This is a genomic window from Nocardia sp. NPDC004604, from assembly GCF_040609795.1.
Lineage (GTDB): Bacteria > Actinomycetota > Actinomycetes > Mycobacteriales > Mycobacteriaceae > Nocardia.
The window spans coordinates 28,746-54,814 of the sequence record NZ_JBEXLC010000002.1; the positions used below are offsets into that span (position 1 = coordinate 28,746).

The 26,069-nt window shown below is 65.3% G+C and carries 19 protein-coding genes and 2 pseudogenes; 15 read left to right on the forward strand and 6 right to left on the reverse strand.

Going from position 1 to position 26,069, the window contains the following annotated elements; genetic code table 11:
* Positions 1–107: 107 nt before the first annotated feature.
* Positions 108–809 (reverse strand): hypothetical protein, encoded by a 702-nt coding sequence (locus ABZW16_RS01430; RefSeq protein ID WP_354950973.1) that lies wholly within the window; start codon positions 807–809, stop codon positions 108–110.
* Between the two features lie 360 nt (positions 810–1,169).
* A complete protein-coding gene (locus ABZW16_RS01435; RefSeq protein ID WP_354950975.1) occupies positions 1,170–2,708 on the reverse strand; it encodes an NAD(P)/FAD-dependent oxidoreductase in 1,539 nt (512 codons plus the stop codon).
* 162 nt (positions 2,709–2,870) lie between these two features.
* Here ABZW16_RS01435 and ABZW16_RS01440 point away from each other — a divergent pair, with 162 nt between their 5' ends.
* Positions 2,871–4,427 carry an amino acid permease gene (locus ABZW16_RS01440; RefSeq protein ID WP_354950977.1) on the forward strand — a complete coding sequence of 519 codons (1,557 nt, stop codon included), beginning with the start codon at positions 2,871–2,873 and terminating at the stop codon, positions 4,425–4,427.
* Here ABZW16_RS01440 and ABZW16_RS01445 read toward each other — a convergent pair.
* On the reverse strand, positions 4,424–5,011 hold the full coding sequence (locus ABZW16_RS01445) for a TetR/AcrR family transcriptional regulator (protein WP_354950979.1): 588 nt from the start codon (positions 5,009–5,011) through the stop codon (positions 4,424–4,426). The two genes, ABZW16_RS01440 and ABZW16_RS01445, sit on opposite strands and share 4 nt — an antisense overlap.
* 124 nt (positions 5,012–5,135) lie before the next feature.
* Here ABZW16_RS01445 and ABZW16_RS01450 point away from each other — a divergent pair, with 124 nt between their 5' ends.
* Entirely contained in the window at positions 5,136–7,181 is a 2,046-nt protein-coding gene (locus tag ABZW16_RS01450) for an alkyl sulfatase dimerization domain-containing protein (RefSeq protein ID WP_354950981.1), read from the forward strand.
* Positions 7,182–7,363: 182 nt separating this feature from the next.
* Here ABZW16_RS01450 and ABZW16_RS01455 read toward each other — a convergent pair whose 3' ends face one another.
* Both ABZW16_RS01455 and ABZW16_RS01460 read right to left on the reverse strand, forming a co-directional pair.
* Positions 7,364–7,987, reverse strand: a complete 624-nt coding sequence (locus tag ABZW16_RS01455; RefSeq protein ID WP_354950983.1) for a dihydrofolate reductase family protein — start codon at positions 7,985–7,987, stop codon at positions 7,364–7,366.
* Positions 7,988–8,047: 60 nt separating this feature from the next.
* A pseudogene (locus ABZW16_RS01460) lies at positions 8,048–9,283 on the reverse strand (helix-turn-helix domain-containing protein); the annotation flags it as partial.
* Between the two features lie 140 nt (positions 9,284–9,423).
* On the opposite strand from ABZW16_RS01460, the gene pruA reads away from it, so the two are divergent.
* The 11 genes and pseudogenes from pruA to ABZW16_RS01515 form a co-directional block, all read left to right on the forward strand.
* Positions 9,424–11,070, forward strand: a complete 1,647-nt coding sequence (pruA, locus tag ABZW16_RS01465; protein ID WP_354950985.1) for an L-glutamate gamma-semialdehyde dehydrogenase — start codon at positions 9,424–9,426, stop codon at positions 11,068–11,070.
* A complete protein-coding gene (locus ABZW16_RS01470; protein ID WP_354950987.1) occupies positions 11,070–12,026 on the forward strand; it encodes a proline dehydrogenase family protein in 957 nt (318 codons plus the stop codon). Before pruA ends, ABZW16_RS01470 begins: the two co-directional genes overlap by 1 nt.
* Positions 12,027–12,191: 165 nt before the next feature.
* Complete coding sequence (locus tag ABZW16_RS01475; RefSeq protein WP_354950989.1) at positions 12,192–13,625, forward strand: amino acid permease; 1,434 nt, start codon at positions 12,192–12,194, stop codon at positions 13,623–13,625.
* A 256-nt stretch (positions 13,626–13,881) separates the two neighbouring features.
* Positions 13,882–14,682 carry an NAD(P)-dependent oxidoreductase gene (locus tag ABZW16_RS01480; protein WP_354950991.1) on the forward strand — a complete coding sequence of 267 codons (801 nt, stop codon included), beginning with the start codon at positions 13,882–13,884 and terminating at the stop codon, positions 14,680–14,682.
* 117 nt (positions 14,683–14,799) lie between these two features.
* Positions 14,800–16,200, forward strand: a complete 1,401-nt coding sequence (locus ABZW16_RS01485; RefSeq protein WP_354950993.1) for a sugar porter family MFS transporter — start codon at positions 14,800–14,802, stop codon at positions 16,198–16,200.
* 2 nt (positions 16,201–16,202) lie between these two features.
* Positions 16,203–17,207: a beta-propeller fold lactonase family protein gene (locus ABZW16_RS01490; protein ID WP_354950995.1), complete on the forward strand. Its 1,005-nt coding sequence runs from the start codon at positions 16,203–16,205 to the stop codon at positions 17,205–17,207.
* A 124-nt stretch (positions 17,208–17,331) separates the two neighbouring features.
* A complete protein-coding gene (locus ABZW16_RS01495; protein WP_354950997.1) occupies positions 17,332–18,222 on the forward strand; it encodes a LysR family transcriptional regulator in 891 nt (296 codons plus the stop codon).
* Positions 18,223–18,232: 10 nt separating this feature from the next.
* Positions 18,233–19,147: a 5-dehydro-4-deoxyglucarate dehydratase gene (gene kdgD, locus ABZW16_RS01500; RefSeq protein ID WP_354950999.1), complete on the forward strand. Its 915-nt coding sequence runs from the start codon at positions 18,233–18,235 to the stop codon at positions 19,145–19,147.
* 137 nt (positions 19,148–19,284) lie between these two features.
* Positions 19,285–20,727, forward strand: a complete 1,443-nt coding sequence (locus tag ABZW16_RS01505; protein WP_354951001.1) for an aldehyde dehydrogenase (NADP(+)) — start codon at positions 19,285–19,287, stop codon at positions 20,725–20,727.
* A 1-nt stretch (position 20,728) separates the two neighbouring features.
* The gene (locus tag ABZW16_RS01510; protein WP_354951002.1) at positions 20,729–22,006 is read left to right on the forward strand and encodes an enolase C-terminal domain-like protein; all 1,278 of its coding nucleotides are present in this window, start codon (positions 20,729–20,731) and stop codon (positions 22,004–22,006) included.
* Between the two features lie 110 nt (positions 22,007–22,116).
* Positions 22,117–22,224, forward strand: a pseudogene (locus ABZW16_RS01515) (dienelactone hydrolase); the annotation flags it as partial.
* A 709-nt stretch (positions 22,225–22,933) separates the two neighbouring features.
* On the opposite strand, the gene ABZW16_RS01520 reads toward ABZW16_RS01515, so the two are convergent.
* Entirely contained in the window at positions 22,934–23,938 is a 1,005-nt protein-coding gene (locus ABZW16_RS01520) for a LacI family DNA-binding transcriptional regulator (protein ID WP_354951004.1), read from the reverse strand.
* Positions 23,939–24,103: 165 nt separating this feature from the next.
* Between ABZW16_RS01520 and ABZW16_RS01525 the strand changes: the two genes are divergently transcribed.
* Positions 24,104–25,099, forward strand: a complete 996-nt coding sequence (locus tag ABZW16_RS01525; RefSeq protein WP_354951006.1) for a substrate-binding domain-containing protein — start codon at positions 24,104–24,106, stop codon at positions 25,097–25,099.
* Positions 25,096–26,064 carry an ABC transporter permease gene (locus tag ABZW16_RS01530; protein WP_354951008.1) on the forward strand — a complete coding sequence of 323 codons (969 nt, stop codon included), beginning with the start codon at positions 25,096–25,098 and terminating at the stop codon, positions 26,062–26,064. Before ABZW16_RS01525 ends, ABZW16_RS01530 begins: the two co-directional genes overlap by 4 nt.
* Positions 26,065–26,069: the final 5 nt, after the last annotated feature.

Below are 26,069 nucleotides of genomic sequence, written 5' to 3' on the forward strand. Positions count from 1 at the left end.
TGCGAACCCTCGGCTGGGCAATCAGCAGAGCGGGCACCCCGCGTACGGGGTGCCCGCTCTGGAGCAAGGTGCCCGGTGGCTATCCGGGCGCCGCCATTGTGCCGAAACTACTTCGGTGCGTTGAACGGCTGGTTGATTGTGGTGAAGTACTGCACGGCCGCCAGTATCGCAACCGGGGCGGTCACCAAAAGCTGTCCCGCCAAGGTGCCCAACGCGCCGACGGCCACGATCCCGCCCAGGCAGCCGACCGCCGCTGCGGGTATGAACGGACCGAACAAACCCACAATCGTCGCCGCCGCCACCGTCGCGCCGACGATGCCCCCGAGCAGGCAGCCCACGGCACCACCGGCGATGCCGCCGACAAGGGTGCCGATCGTGGCACCTGCGCTGATGGTGGAGGCCAGCCGGTTCCAGGCGGCCTGTTCCCGGTCGTAGGGTGTCTTCCATGGCGCGGTGTCCTCATACGGCAGCGCCACCGGCTGGTATACCGCGCGCGCCAAGTCGAACTGCGGCGTCAGCACTGCGGTCCGGTCGTGCAAGTCTGCGGCAATCGGGAACACGAAATCGTCTACCCGGAAGGATAATTCGGTGCCCGCGAGCGTTGTACCGTTGGCCGCCTTGATCTTGAATACGCCGTTGTCCACATCCAGTGATCCGGCATCGGTGTGGATCACGGTGGACTCTGCGGTCGTATTCGCCGTGTAGTTCACTACATCGTCGGTATTCGGAGCAGCACCGGCGGTACCGCCGGCAACTCCGAGCGCCGTGGTCAACATAGTGGCCACCACGGCGAAATTCGTCATCTTCATTTGCTTTTCCTCATCATCGGGCCACTCACACGATCCAGCGGCACTGGCGCAATCTTGCAGCAAATGTTATGAAAATGAAACCCCCGAATTTGATGTCTGCAAATAGAGGATTCCAGCTGCAGTTTCGAACCCCGCTCAGGCCCGGCATCCGAGCCGGAGCGGAGTTCCCCGGCACCACGTGCCGGGTCTTCCCGCGCTACTTCACCGGGGTCAACGGCTGGTTAATGGTCGCGAAGTGCCCGCCGCAGGACGCAGCCGACGGCGCCGCCGACCAGGGTGCCGATGGTGGCGCCCATGGCGATGGTGTCCTTCATGCCGCACACAGTGGACGCAGACAGCACACTCCCCGGGCCGACGTAGTCAGCGCGTTTCGAGGACCGCCATGGCAGCGTTGTGACCGGGGATACCGCTGACTCCGCCGCCGCGTACCGCGCCGGCACCGCAGAGGAAGACATTCGGCACATCGGTCGCCACGCCCCAGCGAGCCGCAGGGGTATCGGCTTCGTCGGTGCGGTACGGGAAGGCCAGGTCTCGGTGGAAGATGTGGCCGCCGGGCAGGCCGACCTCGCGCTCCAGGTCGAGTGGCGATTTCGCTTCGATACAGGGTGCGCCGTACTCGTCCGCGGCGAGGCAGTCGACGAGAGGTTCAGCGAGTACCGCATCCAGTTGGGCGAGTGCGGCTTTCACCGCCATTGCCTTCGCCGCTTCCGGGTCGGACTCGAAAAGCCTTGCCGGAGTGTGCAATCCGAACAGAGTGAGGGTATGCATGCGGGAGTCGGGCGCGAGGATCGAGGGATCGGTCAGCGTGTGACAGTAGATCTCCGACGGCGGGGCGGACGGGATCCGTCCGGCGGCGGCCTCGCGATAGGCCTGTTCCAGTTGCGAATACGATTCGGCGATATGGAATGTTCCGGCGAAAGCCTCGCGCGGATCGGTCGCGATGTCGCGCAGCCGGGGTAGCCGCCGCAACACCATATTCACCTTCAGTTGCGCGCCTTCGGGTTTCGGCTCCCCCGGGACGCCGAGCAACCGCGTGAGTTCGTGTGGTGCCGCATTGACCAGTACATGCCGTGCGCCGACCGCACCGTCCCGATAGCGCACTTCCGCCGTGACATCGTCGGATTCGACCTCGGTCACCTCGCTGCCGGTGATCAGCTCGGCCCCGGCCGCGCGGGCCGCGTCGGCGAGTGCATCGGTGAGCGCGCCCATACCGCCGATCGGCACATCCCAGTCGCCGGTGCCGCCGCCGATCACGTGGTAAAGGAAGCAGCGGTTCTGCCGCAGGCTCGAGTCGTGCGCATGGGTGAAGGTCCCGATGAGCGCATCGGTGAGCACGACACCGCGCACGGTGTCATCGGTGAAGCTCGACTCGACCGTCTCCCCCAGCGGCCGCTCGAACAGTGCCGCCCAGGTGGTGGCATCGTCGACCACCCGCTCGAGCGACGACCGCGACGGCAATGGCTGGGTCAGCGTCGGGAACACCCGTTGCGCGAGCCGACCGGTCGCGCTGTAGAACCGCTGCCATGCCCGGAAATCACGATCGGATCCGGTGAGCTGCACAAAACTGTCCCTGGTTCGAGCCTCGGATGCGGTGTCGACCAATAACCCGCCGTCCCCGACCGGCGTATACGACGAGATCCGCCTGCGCCGCGTCGCGAATCGCAAACCCAACTCCGCGACAATCTGGCGCGGCAGCAGGCTCACCAGATACGAATACCGCGACAATCGCGCATCGACCCCCGGGAACACCCGCTCCGAGACCGCGGCCCCACCGGTGTGATCCTGCCGCTCCAGCACCAGCACCGATCGCCCGGCCCGCGCCAGATACGCGGCGGCCACCAACCCGTTATGGCCACCGCCGACCACCACCACGTCATAGGAGGAGCGCATCGGTTTCATCTGTCCTGCCTATCACGGATTCCGGGGATTGCGGTGACGGCGGACGATTGCGGGGAAATTACGGCCGGGTTTCCATATTTCCCTGCGATTGACCAGCGCTCACTTCACACTTAGTTTCTGGCAAACGCTGTATGAGGGCGGCGTTTTCACCCGGGAGCGATCATGACCGAAGCCAACGCACCATCCGACGACGAACGTCGCCTCGCCGAACTCGGCTACAAACAGGAACTGGCCAGGTCCTGGTCCGGATTCTCCAACTTCGCCATCAGTTTCACCATCGTCTCGATCCTGACCGGCGGTTTGGCCAGCTATGGCATCGGTCTGGCCAACGGCGGTCCGATCACCATGGCATGGGGCTGGCCGCTGGTCTCCGTGATGGTGTTGTTCGTCGGGCTGGCAATGGCCGAATTGGCCTCGGCCTACCCGACTTCCGGCGGTCTGTACTGGTGGGCGTCGGAGTTGGGCGGTCCGGTCTGGGGCTGGTTCACCGGGTGGTTCAACCTGATCGGCCAGATCGCGGTGACCGCCGCCATCGATTACGGCGCGGCGATCTTCACCACCGCGGTGCTGAACGTCATCGGCATCGATATCGGAACCGACCGCACCGCAATCTTTCTCGTCTTCACCGCGATCCTGATCCTGCATGCCGTGCTCAACGCAATCGGCCCGCATCTGTCCGCGGTGATCAACAATATCTCGGCCTGGTGGCATGTCGGCGGCGTGGCGATCTTCGTCATCGTGCTCGGTTTCGGCGCGAGCCACCATCAGAGCGTCGGGTTCGTCTTCACCGAGACCGTCGACAACAGCGCGGTCGGCTTCGGTGGCGTGGCGTTCAGCTTCCTGCTCGGATTGCTGCACGCGCAATACACTTTCACCGGATATGACGCCTCGGCGCATATGTCGGAGGAGACCCACGACGCCGCGCGCACGGCGGCCAAGGGCATCATCAATACCATCATCGTCTCCGCCGTTGCCGGATATCTGCTCATCATGGCGGTCACCTTCGCCATTCCGAATCTCGACGATGCATTGGATACGAACAAGAACAGCGGCTATCCGGTGATCTATATCCTGGAGAACTCGCTGAATTCGTTCTGGTCGGGTCTGCTGCTGATCATCGCGGCGATCGCGCAGCTGTTCTGCGGTTATGCCTCGGTCACCTCGGCCTCGCGCATGCTGTTCGCGTTCTCCCGCGACGGCGCGGTACCGGGATCGGCGTACTGGTCGCGACTTTCGGCCCGGAAGGTACCGGTGCACGCCGTGCTGTTCATCTCGTTCTTCTCGTTCGTGCTGTTGATTCCCTCGATGCTGGTGCCCGCGGTGAATGCGCCGACCGCCTACGCGGCGGCCACCTCGGTCGCCACCATCGGCCTCTATATCGCCTATGGCATCCCGATTCTGCTGCGCCAGTTGCACGGCAGCCGATTCCGTACCGGCCCTTGGCAACTCGGTCACTGGTATCGACCGGTTGGTGTGATCGCCCTGGTCTGGATCGTATTGATCAGTGTGCTGTTCATATTGCCGACCGACGACCGCGGCTACCCGTGGAACAGCGAATTCACCTGGAACACCGTCAATTACGCACCGATCACCCTGGTCGGTGTGGTCGGCGCGATCGGTATCTGGTGGGCGGTATCGGCCAAGCACTGGTTCACCGGACCCAAGCGCACGGTCGAGGCTCCGCCCGAACCGGAGGCCGAGGCCACTGCCAACGCCTAACCCAGTAGCGCGAACAAGGTCCGCCGGATAGCCGCGGACGCCTCGGCCTGCGAGCGGCCGCGGCGTTCGACGAGGTGGTGCCGGGTCGGCCAGCCGACGGCGGCGTCGACGAGATCGAGCAGTTCCTCGTCGATACCGCCTTCGATGGTCAGTTCCGATGCGAACGTGCTGGCCAGCGCATCGCGAATACGACTGTCGGCCAACCGCATTCGCGCATCCACACCGGGCACGGTATGCGATTCGAGCAGCCCGAGCAGCCGGGGATTGCGCTGTAGCGCGAAGATCGCCTCGCTCTGGCGCACCACCGCGTCGATGCGTTCGGCCAGTGGCAGTCGCGGATCCGGCGTCGCGATCAATGCCTCGACCCGTTCCGATTGCACCTCGACAACCGCTACCCACAGATCGTCGCGTCCGGGAAAGTGCACGAAGACGCTGCGCTCGGAGACCCCGGCCCTGGCCGCAATGCGCCTACCGGTCGGATCGAGTTCGCCGTCCTGAATCGCCGCGAGCAGCGCGGCGATAATCGCGGCGCGCGTCTGTTCCGGATTGCGCCTGCGTCGGGCGCCCGCAGTGCTCTCATTCATATCCGCATCCGATCACAGCGACTCCATGAGCACATCCGCTGGTATGGCATCCACCGTAACCGCTATTGCAGTCACACTGCAATAGCGGTTACGGTGGGCTCGCCGAGGACGGACAGGAGAGACGATGGTCGAGCACCAGGACGACGACAACCGGACACCGCGGGTGTCGCGCCGCGGAGTATTCGGGGTCGGAGCGGCGGCACTCGCGGTGGCTGGTGTCGGCGTCGGTCTCACCGCGTGCGGCGACTCCGATGAGGTGAACCCCGCCACCGCACCCACCGATCCGAGCGATCGCATCGCCGATGCCAATAAGCGGGTCGCCGCAACGCTGCCCTTCTCCGACACCACCGATTTCGCGGACGCCGACCGCGGCTGGATCGCCTCGCTCGAGCCCGGCGTGGTCAAGGACGCCAGCGGAAAGGTGGTGTGGGACACCGACTCCTACGCTTTCCTGCGTGAGCCCTGTCCACTGTCGGTGAATCCGAGCTTGTGGCGGCAATCCCAGCTGACGGTCAAGCAGGGCCTGTACGAAATTGCACCGGGCTGCTACCAGATCCGCGGTCTCGACCTGTCGAATATGACGCTGATCGAAGGCAATACCGGCGTAGTGGTCATCGATCCGCTGATCTCGACCGAGACCGCGGCCGCCGGACTCGCGCTCTACCGCGCCCATCGCGGCAATCGCCCGGTCACCGGTCTCATCTACTCGCATTCGCATGTCGACCACTTCGGCGGCGCGCTCGGCGTCACCACCCGGGAGGACGTCGCGGCGGGGCGCTGTCCGGTGCTCGCGCCGTCCGGCTTCCTCGAGCACGCGGTTGCCGAGAATATTTACGCGGGCACCGCGATGTCCCGGCGTGCGGCCTATATGTACGGCGCGGCCCTCCCCCGCGGCCCCAAGGGGCAGGTCGGTGCGGGCCTGGGCCAGACCACCTCGACCGGCACCACGACACTCATCGACCCGACCCTCGATATCACGCACTCCGGCCAGGAGGAGGTCGTCGACGGTGTGCGCATGGTGTTCCAGCTGACGCCGGGCACCGAGGCGCCATCGGAGATGAACTTCTATTTTCCGGACCGCCGCATGCTGTGCATGGCCGAGAACGCCACCCACACGCTGCACAATATCGTCACGCTGCGCGGCGCGCTGGTGCGCGACCCGCATGTGTGGTCGCGCTACCTCACCGAGTCGATCAACCTGTACGGCCGCAATGCCGATCTGGTCTTCTCCTCGCACCACTGGCCGGTCTGGGGCACCGACCGGATCGTGGAATTCCTTGCGGTGCAACGGGATCTGTACGCCTACCTCAATGATCAGACGCTGCGCCTGTTGAACCAGGGCTATGTCGGCAGTGAGATCGCCGAAATGCTGCAGCTGCCGCCCGGGATCACGAAGGAGTGGTCGACCCATGGCTATTACGGGTCGGTCAGCCATAACGTCAAGGCCATCTACCAGCGCTATATGGGCTGGTTCGACGGCAATCCGGCACATCTGTGGGAACATCCGCCGGTCGAATCGGCCAAGCGACACGTCGATGCCATGGGCGGTGCGAAGGAGGTGCTGAAGAAGGCGCAAAAGGCTTATGACGCCGGCGATTACCGGTGGGCCACGCAACTGGTGAACTACGTGATCTTCGCCGATCCGGATAACACCACGGCAAAACACCTGCAGGCCAGCGTCTTCGAACAACTCGCGTACGGCGCGGAAAACGCCACCTGGCGCAACTTCTACCTCAGCGGCGCCCACGAACTGCGCAACGGACCGTTCGGCACCCCCACAAAGGCCAACGCACAGGGCATGCTGGCGGCACTGACCATCGACCAGGCCTTCGATGCCATCTCACTGTTCGTCAACGGCCCCAAGGCCTGGGACGTCAAGGCCACCACCGACTGGCGCTTTACCGATGCCGAAAACCGCACGCAGCGCGTCGAATTGCGCAATGGCGTGCTGATCCACTACGCCCGCACCCCCGACGACGGTCTGCCCGCCCCTGACGCCACCCTCACGCTGACCCGCGGCACATTCGCCAGCGCCATGCTCGCGGGCGGCAGTGTCGCGGACGCGATCATCAAGGGCCAGATCAAGGTCGACGGCAATATCGCCGCCCTGCAGAAACTCAACGGCCTCTTCGACCGCCCCGATCCGAACTTCGCGATCGTCACGCCATAACACGGCGGGCAGTGGGTGCGCCGCCCACCCCTGGGGAGATGTTCCCCGGCACACCCAAGTCCACCATGGAGAAGTACCTCCCCTTCCTCGACCAGGCAATGGAACTGCGGCGCGCAATGAGAACTACCGCCGCGCAAGCAAAGTCCTCGATGCGGAATGAACGCAGACGATAGTGCCGTGGTCTATGCTTGGCTGTCCTCGTGGCCCAGGAACTGTTTCGCGTACTCGTACCCTTCGGTGCCTTCGGCCGCCGCCTTCGCGTAGACCAGATGCACGACACCGGTTTTGAAGGTGTCGGAGGAAAGCAGTTGCAGCGGAAGCGCGGAGTCGGTCTCCTCGAACAGTCGCAGACCCTTGCGCACCGCGATCGGGTGCACCAGCAAATGCAACTCGTCGAGTAAGCCGACCTCGAGCAGCTGGCGGACGACGGATACCGATCCACTGATACCGATGGGCGCCTCGCCCGGCTCGTTCTTCAGTGCCGCGACGGCTTCTACCAGATCCCCCTTCAGTACCTCGGAATTGCGCCAGGTGAAGGTGAGATCCTGATGCGAGACCACGATCTTGCGCGCGTCGCCGAGCCGCTTGGCCATCTCGGCGTCCACATCGCCAGCGAGTTCCCGCTCCGGCCACGCCGCGGCGAAGCCGTCATAGGTCTTGCGCCCCAACAGCAGCGTGTCCGCCGCACCGAGCTGACGGTCCACGGCCGTGGCCATCTCGTCATTGAAGTACGGGAAGTGCCAGTCCTGCGGGTTCTCGACGACGCCGTCGAGTGCGATGAACAGTCCCGCGGTGATTTTCCGCATCGGATCTCCTTGGTCGGTAACTACTGCGTCACCAGATCAGACGAACCGGAGCTCGGATAATCATCGCTCGCCGCGCACCACCGGGCCGGGTGATCGACTGCGGTGCAGTGCGAGTTGGAGTTCGAGCAGCAGTCGGTCGGCGGGGTCGGCGAGGTCCATCCCGATGATGTCTTCGACGCGGCGGATCCGGTAGCGCAGCGTATTCGGATGCACCTGCAGTGCCGTCGCGGCATTGCGCACGTCGCCGTGTTCGCGCAGATAGGTCTCGACGCTCTCGCGCAGATTCGCCGAATGCTTCCGGTCGTAGTCCAGCAGCTTGTACAGGCGCGGATCGTGCAGATGCGGCCGGTCACCGACGAGATCGAGGATTTCGCCGAGCAGCACCGCGGTGCGCGATTCGGCCAGCGTGGTCACCCGGTTTTTCTGGTAGGTCGCCGCGGTGCTGTCGAGTACCCGGTCCACCTCGGCGCGCGCACCGGCGACGTGGGCCAGATCCGGAACGGGACAGGCGATGGCGGCGCGCAATTCGAGCGCGCGCTTGGATTCGAGCTGCTCGACCAGCTGGCGCGTCCATGCGGTCACGGCTTCCGCGGATCGGTACTGCGGCAGCAGCACATAGACCCGGTCGTCGAGCACGGTAGTGACCGAATCGCCGCGAAATGAGCTGGCGCGCAAGCGAAGCATATTGCCGAGCGTCGCGGGCGACGGCGCGTTCGCACCGGGCGACGGCGCGAATCCGACCACCGCGGCCGGACCGGTCAGCGGCAGATTCAACGCATTGGCGACGGTGGGCACATCGGCAGCGCCGCCGCCGGTACCGAACAACCGCTGGATCAGCAGTGCCTCGCCGGTCGGCACATCCAGACTGCGCGATATGAGTCGGGCGGCGATGGCCGACGCGCCGCGCAGGATTTCCGCGGCATCCGGTTTGAACGGCCGGTCCCCCTGTTGCAGCCAGATGGAGCCGAGCATCCGCGGCGCACTCCCCTCGGCGTGCGCGCGGATGCTCACCACCAGGCGGCGCTTGATATTGAGCTCCTCGTGCGCCGGGACATCGATGACCTCGTCGGTCCCGCGCAGCCGATCGAATACACCCCACTCGCGCAGCACCCGCAGATAGTCGCGCGGCCCTTCGCGGCCGAGGATCGAAAGCACTCGCATCTGGTCGGCCGTCTGATCCGATGCCGAATACGCCAGCACATGCGATTGTGGGTCCTCGATGGAGACCATCCCGCCCGCATTCTGGGCCACCATATGCGCCAGTCCGAACAGGTCGAGGTCTGCGGCCACCAGCTCCCCTTTCCTAGCCACGACCACCGCCCACTTTCATACGACTCGCCAATACGGTTATTCCATCTTTGTCCGCTTGTCCGATTCTGCGGGCAGCTTTGCGGTGTTGACTTCGGCTCACCCTCATATACCAGTAAGGAGGACTCATGGACGCCATCGTGTCCACGCCCCAGCCGGTCAACGAGCCGGTCGGCAGCTTCGCCCCGGGCAGCGCCGAACGCGCCCGTCTGCAGGCGAAGCTGACCGAACTCGCCGCCACACCGACCGAGATCCACCATGTCATCGGCGGTGAACATCGGCGCACCTCGGGCAAGACCATCGATGTCGTACAGCCGCACAACCACGGCGCGGTACTCGGCACCCTCACCACGGCCGAGGCCCGCGATGTCGAGGACGCGATCGCCGCCGCTACCGCCGCGGCGCCCGGCTGGCGAGCGCTCTCGTTCGAGGATCGCGCCGCGATCTTCCTGCGGGCCGCGGATCTGCTGTCCGGCCCGTGGCGCGAAACCATTGCCGCCGCGACCATGTTGGGACAGTCCAAGACGGCGTACCAGGCCGAGATCGACGCGCCGTGCGAACTGATCGACTTCTGGCGCTTCAATGTGCACTTCGCCCGGCAGATCCTGGCCGACCAGCCGATCTCCACCCCAGGTGTGTGGAACCGGGTCGAATACCGCCCGCTCGAGGGCTTCATCTACGCGATCACTCCGTTCAATTTCACCGCGATCGCCGGCAATCTGCCGACCGCGCCCGCCCTGATGGGCAATACGGTGCTGTGGAAGCCGTCGCCCACCCAGGCGGTGGCGGCCTATTGGACGATGAAACTGCTGGAGGCCGCGGGCCTGCCGCCCGGTGTCATCAATATGGTGCACGGCGCGGGACCGAAGATCTCCGATGTCGCGCTGGCCGACCGGCGGCTGGCCGGCATCCACTTCACCGGTTCCACGGGGACCTTCCAGCATCTGTGGCGTGCGGTCGCGGCGAATATCGGCGACTACCACACCTATCCGCGACTGGTCGGTGAGACCGGCGGGAAGGACTTCGTGCTGGCGCACAGTTCCGCGGATCCGGATGTGTTGACCACGGCGCTGATCCGCGGTGCCTTCGACTACCAGGGCCAGAAGTGCTCGGCCGCCTCGCGCGCGTTCATCCCGAAATCGGTGTGGAGCAAGATGGGCCGCGACCTCATCGATAAGGTCGGCACGCTGAGCTACGGCGATGTCACCGACTTCGCGCATTTCGGCGGCGCGGTCATCGATCAGCGGGCCTTCGACCGCAATGCCGACGCCATCGCCAGGGCCAAGGCCACCCCGGGCCTCACCATCGCGACCGGCGGACATACCGATGACACCGTCGGCTACTTCGTCGACCCGACCATCCTGCTCGGCGACGACCCCACCGATGCGGCGTTCAGCACCGAATACTTCGGCCCGATCCTGGCGATCCACGTCTACGATGATGCCGTCGCCGGATCCTTCGAATCAGCGCTCGAACTGGTCGACGGCGGTTCGACTTACGGCCTGACCGGGGCGATCATCGCCGATGACCGCACCGCCGTTGCCGCGGCGACCGAGCGGCTGCGGTTCGCCGCGGGCAACTTCTACATCAATGACAAACCCACCGGCGCGGTCGTCGGTCAGCAGCCCTTCGGCGGATCCCGCGCGTCGGGCACCAATGACAAGGCGGGCTCACCGCAGAACCTGCTGCGCTGGACCTCGGCCCGCACCATCAAGGAGACCTTCGTCCCGCCGACCGAGCACACCTATCCGCACCAGGCACCCGAGGAGAACTAATGGCAATCTCCGGTCTGCTACGCCCCGCCATGCTCGCGGCCTCGCGGTCGCCGCGGCTCGAGCGCACCGTCACGCGGATGTCGACCACCAAGAAGCTGGTGGACCGCTTCGTCGCGGGAGCAGCCGAGCCGAATGCGGTGGCGGCCGTCGAAACTCTGCTGAATTCCGGTCGCTATATCACCGTCGACTATCTCGGCGAGGACACCACCGATATCGAGCAGGCGCGCAATACTGTGTCGCACTATCTGGCGCTGCTATCGCTGCTGCGCAGTTCGGACACCGGATCTGTCGGGCCGCTGGAGGTTTCGCTCAAGCTCTCGGCGCTCGGGCAATCCCTGTCCAAGGACGGTCACGCGATCGCCCGCGCGCACGCCCATCAGATCTGCACGGCCGCCGCCGATGCGGGCGTACTGGTGACCATCGACGCCGAGGACCACACCACCACCGATTCGACGCTGTCGATCGTGCGTGAACTGCGCGCCGACTTCCCCTCGCTCGGCACCGTGCTACAGGCCTATCTGCGGCGCACCGAGGCCGACTGCCGGGAGTTCTCCGGTCCGGGCTCGCGCATTCGCCTGTGCAAGGGCGCATATCGCGAACCCGCGTCGGTGGCCTACCAGAGCAAGGCCGAGGTCGACCAGTCCTATCTGGATTGTCTGCGGATCCTGATGAAGGGTGACGGCTATCCGATGGTCGCCACCCACGATCCGGCGCTCATCGAGGCCGCCGGCGTATTCGCCACGGCCACCGCGCGCAAGTCCGACGATTTCGAGTTCCAGATGCTCTACGGCATCCGCGACGCCGAACAGCGCCGTCTGGTCGAGGCGGAGCATCATGTCCGGGTCTACGTGCCCTATGGCGATCAGTGGTACGGCTACTTCATGCGCCGCCTCGCCGAACGCCCCGCCAATATGGCGTTCTTCCTGCGCTCGCTGCGCCCCGGCAGCCAGCGCTGACACTCCGCTCGGCGGTCTTGTCTGTTCAGTCGGACAAGGCCGCCGAACTTTATTTATCCAATTCGCCGATCACAGCGCTTTCGTGGTCGGATTAGCTGAGTGCTGCTCAAAATGTGATCTGCGCTACTGCACCGTCGCGTATCGCAGAGGATGAAAGGAAGACCCATGTCCCTCGCGGAGTTGCGCATCCAGATGTTGCGCCGCAAACCCCTCGGGCAAGTCGAGGAGGAGACACCCGCCGACGAGCAGCTGAAGCGGTCGCTCGGCCTGTGGCAGCTCACGGCGATCGGCGTCGGCGGCATCATCGGCGCGGGCATATTCGCCCTCGCCGGTTCGGTTGCGCACTCCGTCACGGGTCCCTCGGTACTCATCTCATTCCTGATCGCCGGTGTCGCCAGTGCCTGCGCGGCGCTGTGCTACGCCGAATTCGCGGGGATGGTCCCGAAGGCCGGATCCGCCTACACCTACGGCTATGTTTCCCTCGGCGAGATCGCGGGCTGGTTCATCGGCTGGGATCTGCTGCTCGAATACGTCGCGGTGGCGGCGGTCGTCGCGATCGGTGTCTCCGGATACTTCAAATTCCTGCTCGGACAGATCGACGTCACACTGCCCGATTGGATGATGGGTGCGCACGGCACCGGTAACGGCCACGTCATCGACCTATTCGCGGTGCTGTTCTGTCTGGGCACGGCCTGGCTGCTATCGCGCGGTATCAAGAGCGTCGGCCGCTTCGAAACCGTCGCGGTGGGCATCAAGGTCGCACTGGTCGTGCTGATCATCGTGCTCGGCGTCTTCCATATCGACAGCTCCAACTACACCCCGTACTTCCCCTTCGGCACTGGCGCGGTCTGGACCGGTGCGGCCACCGTCTTCTTCGCCGTGTTCGGCTATGACGCAATGAGCACCGCCGCCGAGGAATCGACCGACGGCAAGAAGCATCTGCCCAAGGCGATCATCTACTCGCTGGCCATCGCGATGGTGCTGTACGTGCTGGCCACGCTGGTACTGACCGGTATGCAGAAGTACACCGAGATCAGCCCGACGAGCGGCTTCTCCACCGCCTTCGAATCGGTCGGCATGCCCGGCGTCGCGAATATCATCGCGATCGGCGCCATTGTCGGCATCGTCACCGTGGTGCTCACCTTCATGCTCGGTGTGACCCGCGTCTGGTTCGCCATGAGCCGCGATGGACTGCTGCCCGAGTGGTTCGCCAAGACCCATCCGGTCCGCAAGGTGCCGACCCGGGTGACCTGGATCGTCGGCATCGGATCCGCCGCGATGGCCGGTCTGCTCGATATCACCGTGGTGGCCGAGCTGACCAATATCGGCATTCTGATGGCCTTCATCGTGGTCTCGGTCGCGGTGATGGTGCTGCGCCGCACCCGGCCCGACGAACCGCGCACGTTCAAACTGCCGCTGATGCCGGTGGTGCCGCTGATCGGCATCGGCTTCTCGGTCTATCTGATCTGGTCGCTGCCGTGGGAGACCTGGCTGCGGTTCGTGGTGTGGCTGGTGATCGGACTCGCGGTGTACTTCGGATACTCGCGGATGAACTCCAAGCTGGAGCGCGGCACGACGGACGTCGAGCTGGCGAAGTAAGCGCGAATCGGATTGGGCGAGTGGACAATTGGCCACTCGCCCAATTCGCGTTTATGCGGCCCACAACCGATGCCCTGACGGCATCGGTCGATACAGAAACGGTGTTGGACAGGCATCATTTCTGCGCCATAACCTTCTGACACGTTCGAGCGGCGAGTGACCCATCCCACACTCCGCTCGCACCACAGGAGGACACCATGTGCGAAAACTACGGCTCTGCGGACATTTTCGCTTACGCGAGCGAGACCGATGCCGCATGAATGATCACCGAATTCTGATAACCGGCGCGGCCGGCGGCATCGGCACGCTGATGCGCCCGCGCCTGCGACGCCCCGATCGCGTACTGCGGCTACTGGATCTGACCGAACTCCCCGCGCCGACATCCGGCGAACGGGTCGAGATCGTCACCGGATCACTCACCGATCCCGCCACCATGGCCGCGGCGTGCCGGGAGGTGGACGCGATCATCCATCTGGGCGGGATCAGCCGAGAAGACAGCTGGGACAACGTACTGGCCGCCAATATCGACGGCACGCACACCGTACTGGAGGCGGCGCGGCAGGCCGGGGTGCAGCGGGTCGTCCTCGCGTCGAGCAATCATGCCGTCGGCTTCCACGCCGTCGGCGCCGATCCCATTCCCGGTGACGCCGCGCCCCGGCCCGATACCTATTACGGCGTCAGCAAGGTGGCGGTGGAGGCGCTGGGCAGTCTCTATCACTCCCGCTTCGGCATGGACGTGATCTGCATTCGGATCGGTTCGTGTTTCGAACGCCCGCATGATGCCCGCGGACTGTCGATGTGGCTGTCCCCCAACGACTGTGCGCGACTATTCGAGGCCTGCCTGGCCGCCGAAAGGCCCGGGTACCGGGTGGTCTGGGGCGTATCAGCCAATACCCGCGCGGTCGTCTCCCTGCACGAGGCCGAGGAGCTCGGTTACCGCAGCGAAGACGATGCCGAACAGTTCGCCTCCGACATTTCCGCCGTCGCCGATCCGAGTCCTTGGCTGATCGGCGGACCTTTCGTGGAAACTCCGCTGGGAAAACCGAATCCGCTATGAATGCCGCGGAGAACGCAGCACGCGATACCCAGACGGAATCACATTTCTGAGGAATTTCGCATCAGCGGCATGTAACGCTGATGGCACTTTGCTCCACCTCGAAAGAAGCGCAGCACAATGCAATTCAAGTCAACGACGACCACACCGAAATCGGCGCTCGCGTCCAATGTCAAATTTCTCTATTTCTTCGGCGCCCTCGGCGGCATCCTGTTCGGTTACGACCTCGGTGTCATCTCCGGGGTGTTGCTGTTCATCAAGAAGTCCTGGCATCTGTCCTCGGTGACACAGGGCGTGATCGGCGGCTGCTTGGCCGCCGGTGCGGTGATCGGCGCGGCCATTGCCGGACGGATCACCGATCGGCTCGGGCGGCGGCGCACCATTATGATCGCCGCCGCGGTCTTCGCGGTCGGCGCGCTGGGCTGTGCGCTGGCGCCCAATGTCGCCGTGCTGGTAGTTGCCAGATTCATTACCGGCATCGCGGTGGGATGTTCGTCGGCGACCGTGCCGACTTATCTGTCCGAACTCGCCCCGACCAGGGCGCGCGGCGCATTGTCGACATTGAACCAGCTGATGATCGTCTCCGGCATCCTGATCGCCTACATCGTGGACTGGGCGCTGTCCGGATCCGGCAACTGGCGGATGATGTTCGCGATCGCCACGATTCCGGCAGTGGCGCTGCTGGCAGGCATGTCGGTCTTGCCGGAGACGCCGCGCTGGCTGGTGCACGCCGGGCGGGAGATGGAGGCGCGCGCCGTACTGGCCGGCACGCACCGCGCCGACGAGATCGAATCCGAGATGAGCAGTATCCGCTCGGTCATCCAATTGGATGAGCAGCAGAAGGGGCGGCTGCGCGATCTGCTGGCGCCATGGGCACGACCGGCCCTGGTAGTGGCACTTATTCTCGCTGTCGGACAACAGTTCTCGGGTGTCAATGCCGTGAATGTCTACGCACCGACCATGTTCAAGGATCTCGGCTTCGGAAATTCCACATCCCTGCTGGCTTCCATTGTGCTCGGCGCGATCAAGGTGGCATTCACGGCCTGGGTGATCTTCGTTGTCGACCGCTGGGGCCGAAAGCCATTGCTATTGCTCGGCAATGTTTGTATGGCCTCGTCATTGTTCCTGCTCGGCGCCATCGTGCTCGGCGTGCACAACCACACCATTACCGGCATCACGACACTGATCCTGCTCAATGTCTACCTCGCGGGCTACGAATTGGGTTGGGGCGCGGTGGTGTGGGTGATGATGGCGGAAATCTTCCCGCTGCGGGTGCGCGGGGTCGGCATGGGTGTCGGCAGTGTGGTGCTGTGGAGTTCGACCTTCGCCATCACCTTCCTGTTCCCGGTGATGAACGACCATCTCGGACTCGGCTATTCGGCCTGGATCTTCGCCGGGGTCAGCGTGGTGATGTTCATGCTGGTGCAGCGATTCGTGCCGGAGACCAATGGACGCAGCCTGGAACAGATCGAATTGGAGCTGCGGGCGCGAGTCAGCGGCAAGTCCGCCGAGACGGCGTGAATATGGCCTACGCCGTTTATGTTTCGAATGCCGAAAGTCGCGAGATCTCCGTACTGCGACTCGACGACGACGGTGCACTGACACCCGTCGAGTCGCAGCCGGTGCCCGGCGCGGTGATGCCCTTGGCGATGAGCCCGGACCACCGGTACCTCTACGCATCGCTGCGCTCGGCCCCCTTCGCGGTGGCGGTATTCGCCACAGATCCGGCAACGGGGCGGCTGACACCGCTGTCGACCGCCCCGCTGCCGAACAATATGGCCTATCTTTCGACGGACCGAGGCGGGCGGTTTCTGCTCAGCGCCTCGTATTCGGGCAATAAGATCGCCATCAATCCGATCACATCCGACGGCGGTGTCGCACCGCCCATAGAGGTGAAATCAACACCACCGCACGCCCATTCGATTGTGGCCGATCCGTCCGGCCGGTACCTGTTCGCGGCGGCGCTCGGCGGCGATGTGATCCTGCAGTACCGCTTCGACGCCGAATCCGGACGGCTCACACCGAATCAGCCGCCACTCGTCGAGACGGCCCCCGGAGCCGGTCCGCGACATCTGGTATTCCATCCCGACGGATCGACCGCCTACGGCAGCAACGAGCTGGACGGCACGGTGAACGCCTACCGATTCGAATCCGCCACGGGCACACTCACACTCGTCGCCTCGGCGACGGTGCTGCCGGCCACGGCTGGCCCGCCGTGGACATCGGAACTGCGGCTCACCCCGGACGGCCGCTATCTCTATGTGGCCGAACGGACTTCGAGCACGCTCGCCGGATTCCGTATCGCCCCGGCAACCGGACTGCTCGACCCGCTCGGACACACACCCACCGAGGCCCGACCACGCGGATTCGCCATCGATCCGAGTGGGCGTTTTCTGGTGGCCGCCGGTCAGCAGTCTCATGCCGTCACCAGCTACGCCATCGATCCCGAGACCGGTTCGCTCACCCCACGGCATCGACTCGGCGTCGGCCGCGATCCCAACTGGGTCGAAATCGTCGACCTCCGATGAATACCTTTCGAGTATCGGTTGATGCTGAATTAGCGTTGGACGAGTATCACTGGCGGGCCATAACCTGCGGATACGGCAATCTGCGGGCGAGGCGGAGTGCACGCCGCAACGCAGGAGGAGAACGATGTCGATACTGTCGCTGGAGCAGGTCCGCGGCTTCGTCACGGTGGCCGAGGAGGGCAATTTCCGCCGGGCGGCCGAGCGGCTGCGGATGACGCAGCCGCCGCTGAGCCGCCAGATCCAGAAACTGGAACGCGATATCGGTGTCGAACTCTTCGATCGCACCCAGCGGCAGGTCCAGCTGACCCCGGCCGGGGAGGTCTTCCTGACCGAGGCGCGCCGTCTGCTGGCCCTGGCCAGCGCCGCGCCCGGTACCGCCCGCCTCGTCGCCGCGGGCGGGGCTGGCACGGTGCGCATCGGTTTCACGGCGGCCTCGGGCTTCGGCTTCCTCGGACGGTTCCTCAACCACATCGAGGCCGGGCTGGACCGCGTCGAGGTGGTTTTGCGCGAGATGGTGAGTTCGGATCAATTCGAGAACCTGCGCGGCGGCAGCCTCGATCTCGCACTCGCCCGTCCACCCTTCGACCGCACCGAATTCGATTCGCGGCTGGTGCATTCCGAAGGGTTGATGCTGGCCGTGCCGGAACAGCACAAGCTCGCCGCAGACGGTCCGATCGCGATCGAGGAACTGGGCGGCGAGACGCTGCTGGTGTACGCACCCGGTCCGGCCCGCTATTTCGCCGATCTGGTCTCCGGCATCCTCGCCGCCGTGCCCTACACCGCCACCCATGAATTGACCCAGGTACACACCATGCTCGCGCTGGTGGCCGCCGGACGCGGCCTGGCCCTGGTCCCCGAAACGTCCACCCACCTGCATCCCGACGGCGTGCGGTTCCGGCCGCTGGACGGCGTCGAGGAATCCGTTGTCCTGCACGCGGTCTGGCGACGCGACTGCGCCAATCCGGCACTGCACCGAGTGATCGAACTGCTCGATTCGCTGCCGCCGGCTCACTGAGAGGAACCATATGTCACATCTGTCCGCCAACGAGTTGGGTCCCGCGCTGGGCCGCGGGCTATTGTCCTTCCCCGTCACGCATTTCGACGCCGATCTGGCCTTCGACGAGGCCGCCTACCGCAAACACATTGCCTGGCTGGCCCAATACGAGGTGGCAGGTCTATTCGCGGCGGGCGGTACGGGTGAGGGCTTCTCCCTGACACCACCCGAGATCGATCAGGTGGTACGGGCCGCGGTCGCAGAGACCGGCGGCCGGATCCCGGTGGTCGCACCGGCCACCGCGGGCACCGCGGCGGCGATCGAGCAGGCCCGCTCGGCCGAAGCCGCCGGGGCCGAGGGCATTTTGCTGATGCCGCCGTATCTGACCGAGGCGGGGCCGGACGGGCTGGTCGAACATGTCGCCGCCGTCTGCGCGGCCACTTCACTGGGCATCATCTTCTACAGTCGCGCCAATGCCACCTGCAATGACGTGACCTTGGCGCGGATGGCCGAGCGCTGCCCGAATCTGGTGGGGTTCAAGGACGGTGTCGGCAATATCGAGACGATGACCCGGATCTACGCCCGGCTCGGCGACCGGCTCACCTATATCGGCGGGCTGCCGACAGCGGAGACCTTCGCCCTGCCCTACACCGAAATGGGTGTCACCACTTACTCTTCCGCGATCTTCAACTTCGTGCCGCAGTTCGCACTCGACTTCTATCGAGCGGTGCGGGCCCGCGACCGCGACGAAGTCTACCGGCGGCTGCGCGAATTCGTCATCCCCTACCTGGGTATCCGCGACCGTGTGCCCGGATATGCGGTGTCGATCGTCAAGGCCGGACTGACGGCCATCGGACGCCCGCCCGGACCGGTCCGGCCACCGCTGACCGACCTCACCGAGCCCGAACTCGCCGAACTGACCGCACTGGTCGCCACGATCGCATGAACGGCGCGGCCACCCTCGACCGGATCACCGAGGCCACCGTTTCGACCCCGGTCTCGGCGTGACCATCAGCGATCGAATGCGCACCCAGACCGCCGAACACACGGTGCGGGCGTAACCCACTACCTTCAGGAGCCTTTGTGGATACCACCCCTGACGAGCTACAGCCGATCATCGCCGCAGCGGCGCAGGCCGCGAGTCGCCTCGCCGACACCACACCCACCGAACGGGCGGCGTGGCTCACCCGGATCGCGGATGCCCTGGATGCCGCGGCCGACGAACTCGTCCCACTCGCCGCAGCGGAAACACATCTGCCCGAAACACCGCGCCTGCGTGGCGAATTAACCCGAACCACCTTTCAATTGCGCCTTTTCGCCGAGGTGCTGGCCGATGGCGAATTCCTCGCCGCCACCGTGGATCACGCCGATCCGAGCTGGCCGATGGGACCGCGACCCGATATTCGGCGCAGCCTGATCCCGATCGGACCGACGCTCATCTTCGCCGCGAGCAATTTCCCGTTCGCATTCAGCGTCGCGGGCGGTGACACCGCCTCGGCCCTGGCCGCGGGATGTCCCGTGGTCCTGAAGGCACATCCTGGCCACCCACGGCTGTCCGAGCGGACCGGCGAGATCGTGCGCGGGGCATTGCGCGCGGCCGGTGCCCCAGCGGGCGCCTTCGCCGTCATCCACGGTGTCGAGGCGGGCATCACGGCACTGCGCCACCCGGATATCGCCGCCGCGTCGTTCACCGGTTCACCGGCGGGTGGCCGGGCGCTGTTCGATATCGCATCGTCACGGCCGCGCCCGATCCCGTTCTACGGTGAACTCGGCAGCGTCAATCCAGTGGTGGTCATGCCCGGTGCGGTACGCGCGCGCGGACCGCGGATCGTCGAGGGTTTCGTCGGATCGTTCACCCTCGGCGCTGGACAGTTCTGCACCAAACCCGGTGTGCTGCTACTGCCTTCGGGCCATGGGCTCACCGAAACGCTGGCCGCCGCGGTCGCCGTGGTGCCAGGACAGCGTTTGCTCAACGAGCACATCGCCGATGGCTTCCGATCGCGCGTGACGACCCTGCGCGAATCCCCCTCCGTCACCACGATTTCGGCACATGACGATCTGCTCGCACCTACCTTGCTGAATGTGTCCGCCACCGACTTCCTGGCCGCCGGAGATGCCGTGCAGGCGGAATGCTTCGGCCCGGCGGCATTGGTGGTCGAATACGCGAATCCCATTGAGCTGGAACAAGTTCTGCGCCAACTCGAACCGGGCCTCACCGCGACGATTGTGGCGGAGAACTCCGAGATCGACGATGTACGCCGGCTCCTGCCCGCCCTCACCGCGCTCGCGGGCCGACTGCTATGGAACGACTGGCCCACCGGCGTCACCGTGAGCTGGGCCCAACACCACGGCGGCCCGTATCCGGCCACCACCGCACCGACCACCACCTCGGTCGGCACCGCCGCCATCGCGCGCTTCCTGCGGCCGATCGCCTGGCAGGGCTTCCCGGATGAACTGCTCCCGCCCGCCCTGCGCGAAGCCAATCCGTGGCGGCTGCCGCGCCGCGTCGACGGAATGCGAGACTGAGATGTCCCCCGTTATCACCGATGTCCGACTGACTCCGATCCTCATCGCCGACGCTCCTCTGCTCAATGTCGGTGGCGTGCACCAGCCGTATACGCCACGCCTCATTGTCGAGATCGAAACCGACAGCGGCTATTGCGGTCTCGGCGAAACCTATGGCGACCGCGTCTACCTCGATCGCGCGGCCGACCTCGCCCCACAACTTATCGGCATGCCGGTCGCCGCAATCAACGCCATCCGCTTGCTCGGTGCGAACACCATCGGGGAAGTGCTGATCGACAATCCGGTCGCGGGCGGACTGCGCGGCACCCTCACCACCGACAAGGTCCGCCTCAGCGTGATATCGGCCTTCGAGTCCGCCGCACTCGACGCCCACGGCCGCGAACTCGGGCTACCGGTATACGCCTTGCTCGGCGGCAAGGTCCGCGATCGGATCGACTACTCCGGATACCTGTTCTACAAGTGGGCCGAACATCCGGTCCCCGATGCACCGACCGACGACTGGGGCGAGGTCATCGACCCCGACGGCGTCGTCCGCCTAGCCGAAAAGTTCGCCGTCCATGCCGGATTCCGCTCGTTCAAACTCAAGGGCGGCGTATTTCCGCCCGAAGAGGAAGTCGCCGCGATCGAGGCACTGGCCAAGGCTTTTCCGGATCACCCGCTGCGACTGGATCCCAATGGCGGATGGTCACTGGCCAGCGCAACAACTGTCGCCGAACAACTTTCGGGTGTCGTCGAATATCTGGAAGACCCCACCGCCCGCCGCGAGGATATGGCCGAAGTGCATCGCCGCACCGGAATGCCGTTGGCCACCAATATGATCGTCACATCGATCGAGGAGGTGCGGCCGGCATTCGATATCGATGCCGTCCAGATCGTGCTGTCCGACCATCACTTCTGGGGCGGCTTGTTCGCCACCCGCGACCTAGCCGCCGTCTGCCACGCCTACGCCAGAGGCGTCAGCATGCACTCCAACACCCACCTCGGAATCAGCCTGGCGGCAATGACCCACGTGGCCGCCACCATCCCCGAGCTGACCTACGCCTGCGATACCCACTACCCATGGCAGCCCGAGGATCTGATCGCCGAACCCATAGTCTTCGACGAGGGCGCCGTCATCGTTTCCGACGCACCCGGCCTCGGTATCGAACTCGACCCGGATGCACTCGAACGCCTCCATCACCGATGGAAAGCCTTGCCGCAGTGGCACAATCGCGATGACATCGCGGGCATGCGCTTGGTCGATCCGACCTACCAGCCACCGAGTTCGCCCAAATACTGAGGCACAGCGATATGCTGCCCGCGGCATCTCCGCGCTCGTGACCGACGGCGGCGTCCGCGATACCCGAGAAATCCACAAACTCGGATTCTCGGTTTTCGCTACTCCAATCCCCGCACAGCGTGGTGACCGCCCACTTCGTGGACGAGGAAGGGCACCCGACGACGCAGGCTAGGGACGAGATCCTGGCGTACCTGCGCAGCACGCTCCTCACGTCCTGAGTCGGCTGTGCACGCCGAGCGATGAGCAGACCATCATCAAGGCCGTATCTGCCGAGGCAGATGACAAGATCCGGCGCCCGTGAGTGACGTAGGTGCGGTCATCTAGGTGGGTGCATGGTGAGTGCAAGCCATTCAGTGATGGCGATGGCGCCGCGCCCCTCGGGACCGGGCGCTCGATCTTCATAGCGGCGTCAGCATTGATGGTCGCAGTGATGTGGCTACCCGAACACGGCGGCCCGAGTCTGCCCGAGCCCCCGGACTGTAATGGCTGCGGAAGAAGTACCCCGGTCGAGCTGTGTGAGTGGACTGCCGCCAACCGCGAACGACGCTCGAATATGCGAGCGCCACATCGAGGACACCACCGCGGCATCCGCAAAACCTCGAGCCGATCCCAGAACCACCCGCCCCACCACCCGCACCAACTCCACCGAACCAACAAACCCACAAACCTGATCGGTCGAGAATGCGCTGATGCAGGGGTGCTCTCGACGTTTACCTGCATCAGCGCATGGTGATCGCTTGTCCAATATCCGGGGGTGTCGTATGGGTGGCTGTCGGGGACCTGAGAGCGACAGCGGAGGCATCGTGCGGCGCGAGGTCGCGACATATTGGCGGGCCAGCACGCACGGATGGCGTGGCCGCAAGTGGGCCACCTACCAGTGCCGAGACAAATCCTTGCGGCGAAACGCATCACGCCGCTGCGAGGCCTTCAGAACTCGTCCGAACAACCGCACGAGCCCCTGGTGTGCAGCACCGCCTCCAGATTCACCACCCCCGGCCGGACGGTGTGGTCCTCGATCTGTTGGAGCAGCAGATCGACCGCGGTCTCGCCCATGCGCCGGGTGGGCTGCACCATGGTGGTCAGGCCGGGCCGGGTGTAGCGGGAGTATTCGATGCCGTCGAAGGCAACCACCGCGAGGTCGTCGGGTACCCGCAGTCCGGCGTCATAGGCCGCGCGCAGCATACCCATCGCCTGTAGGTCGCTGGTCACGAATACCGCGGTGGGGCGGCGCGGGTCGGCCATGAGTTCGGCCAGTGCGCGGTAGCCGGCGGCACCGCCGAAATCCGTTCGCACAATGCGTCCTTCGGCCAGTCCGGCGGCCGCCAGCGCATTGCGGTAGCCCTGTACGCGGTCCTCGGCGGTGGACACATGCGGGCCGCTGAGGCAGGCGATATCGCGGTGCCCATGCCCGATGAGATGCGCCACGGCCTGCTCTGCGCCCGCGACCGAATCGCACATCACATGCGCGCAACGCACCGGATCGATGACGCGGTCCAGCGCGACGAGCACCATTCCGGCCTCCTCGCAGGCGTCGGCGACACCGGTCTCCCAGGATGACGAAATCGCAAGCAGCCCTTCGACTCTGCGATCGATAAAGGTGCGCACGTAGGCGCGTTCGCGTTCCTGGTCCCCGGCGGCATTGCCGACGAACAGCGGATACCCCCGCGCGAAGGCGGCCGCCTCGATGACCGCGGACAGTTCGGCGAAGAACGGGTTGGCCCCGTCGGGGATCACCATGCCGAGCGCGTGCCCGCGGTTCATGCGCAGACTGCGCGCGGACATATTGGGCCGGTAGCCGAGTTCGGCGATGGCGGCCTCGATGCGGGCCCTCGTCGCGGGCGCGACCTGCCGCGGCCCCCCATTGAGCACATAGCTCACCAGCGCCGGCGATGTACCGGCGAGCCGCGCCACGTCGGCTCGTGTGACTGCCATCCGAAACCTCTCCTCGCTCCGACCGTCCATCCAAGCACTCCGCACCACCACTTGACAGCCGGTGACTCGGGTCACACACTACTCATCAACTCGCGTAAATCAACACGAGTTGATATCTGAGACGGATAGGTCGAACTCACGATGAATGCTCGATTCAGGCGTGCAATGGCGCCGCTTGTCCTCATCGGCGCGCTCGCCGCCGCTGCCTGCGGTCGCGGTGGGCAGGACGCAGGTGACGGCGATTTCAAGATCGCGATCGTCACCAGGAACTTCACCAACCCCTACTGGGCGGCGCTGCGCGACGGCGCCCTCGCGGAGGGGCAGCGGCTCGGGGTGAAGGTCACAGTGCAGGCCGGGCAGTCCGAGACGGACGCCGACGGCGAGAACGCCCAGATCTCCACCCTGGCCGCGCGTGGCTATGACTGCTTCGGGGTGGTACCGGTCAACGCCACGAATGTGATCACGCCGCTGACGCCGGTGGCGCGCAAGAATATTCCGATCCTCAACTTGGACACCCAGATCGACGCGAAGGCCTCCGAGCAGGCCGGGGTGTCCTATGCGAGCTTCATCGGTTCGGACAATCTCGACGCGGGCCGGATTGCCGGACAGAAGATGCTCGACGCACTCGGCGGCACCGGAAAGGTCGTCATCCTGCAGGGCATCGCTGGCGAGCAGAACGGCATCAATCGCGATAAGGGCTTCACCGACACCGTCGCTGGCAAGCTGGACATCGTCCAGAAGGCGCCCGCCGACTACGAACAGGACAAGGGCCTGCAGGTCACCGAGGCGATCCTGAAGGCACATCCGGAGATCACCGGCATCTTCGCCGCCAACGACACCATGGGCCTCGGCGCGGCACAGGCGATCAAGAACGCGGGCAAGACCGGCCAGATCAAGGTGATCTCCGTCGACGGCATCCAGGCCGCGCTCGACGCCGTCAAGGCGGGCACGCTGACCGGCACGGTGACCCAATACCCGTATGCGGAAGGACAACTCGCGGTGCAGAGCTGCCTGGCCAAGCACCAGGGCAAGGCGCTGCCCGAGCGCGTGGTCTCCCCCATCGCCTTCATCGGCAAGGACAATGTCGATCAGCAGATCTCCGCGTTCCCGCGTCCGATCGTCACATTCGACAACCCAGTGGAAGGACTGCTGAACAAGTGACAGCCGAGGCACCCGCCGAGCTCCGTGCGCGTGAGGGGCGCACGGAAATCCTCGCCAAGGTCGCCGAATTCGCGGCACCGCTGGCCCTGGTCGTGCTGTGGGTGGCGTTCTTCATCGCCACCCCGGACTTCCTGACGACGGACAATATCGGCGATCTGCTGGTCGCCTCGACGATCCTGACGGTGCTGGCGCTCGGCCAGCAGTTCGCGATCACGGTGGGCGGCATCGATCTGTCGGTCGGCGCCAATCTCCCCTGGGCGGCAGCCGTTCTCGGCTACCTCGCCAGCCACGGCTATCCGATGGCGGTCGCCATCGCGGCGGCGATCCTCAGCGGACTGGCGGTCGGCGTTGTCAACGGTGTGCTCATCGGCCGACTGCATATGACCGACTTCGTCGTCACGCTCGGCATGCTGAGCGTGCTCAATGGCATCACGCTGCTGCTGACGCACGGCAATACCGAGGCCGTGAGTTCCCGGTTCCTGCAACGGCTCGCACTCGACGGCATCGGACCGGTGCGCTGGTTCTGGCTGCTGGCGCTGGTGGCGGCGCTGGTGGTGGCCGGGATCATCTTCCGGACCCGAATCGGCACCCACCTGCTCGCCACCGGCGGGCGACTCGAGGCCGCGCGCGACACCGGTATCTCGGTGAACCGGATCCGGCTGTTCGCCTATGCCATGTCCGGATTGCTGTGCGGCATAGCCGGTGTCATGCTGGTCGCCCGCAATGGCGGCGCGGATCCGTCACTGCAGACCACCTATCTGCTGAGCTCGATCGCCGCGGTGGTGCTCGGCGGTTCGTCGCTGTCGGGCGGCAAGGCGTCGGTGCTCGGCACCGTCTGCGGTGCGGTGCTGTTCACCTCGCTGATCAACGGGTTCACCATTCTCGGCATCTCGCAGTATTACCAGCCGGTCGCCGTCGGCGCGGTGCTGCTGCTGGCCGCCGGGATCGCCCGCTTCCGAAAGTAGGTCCA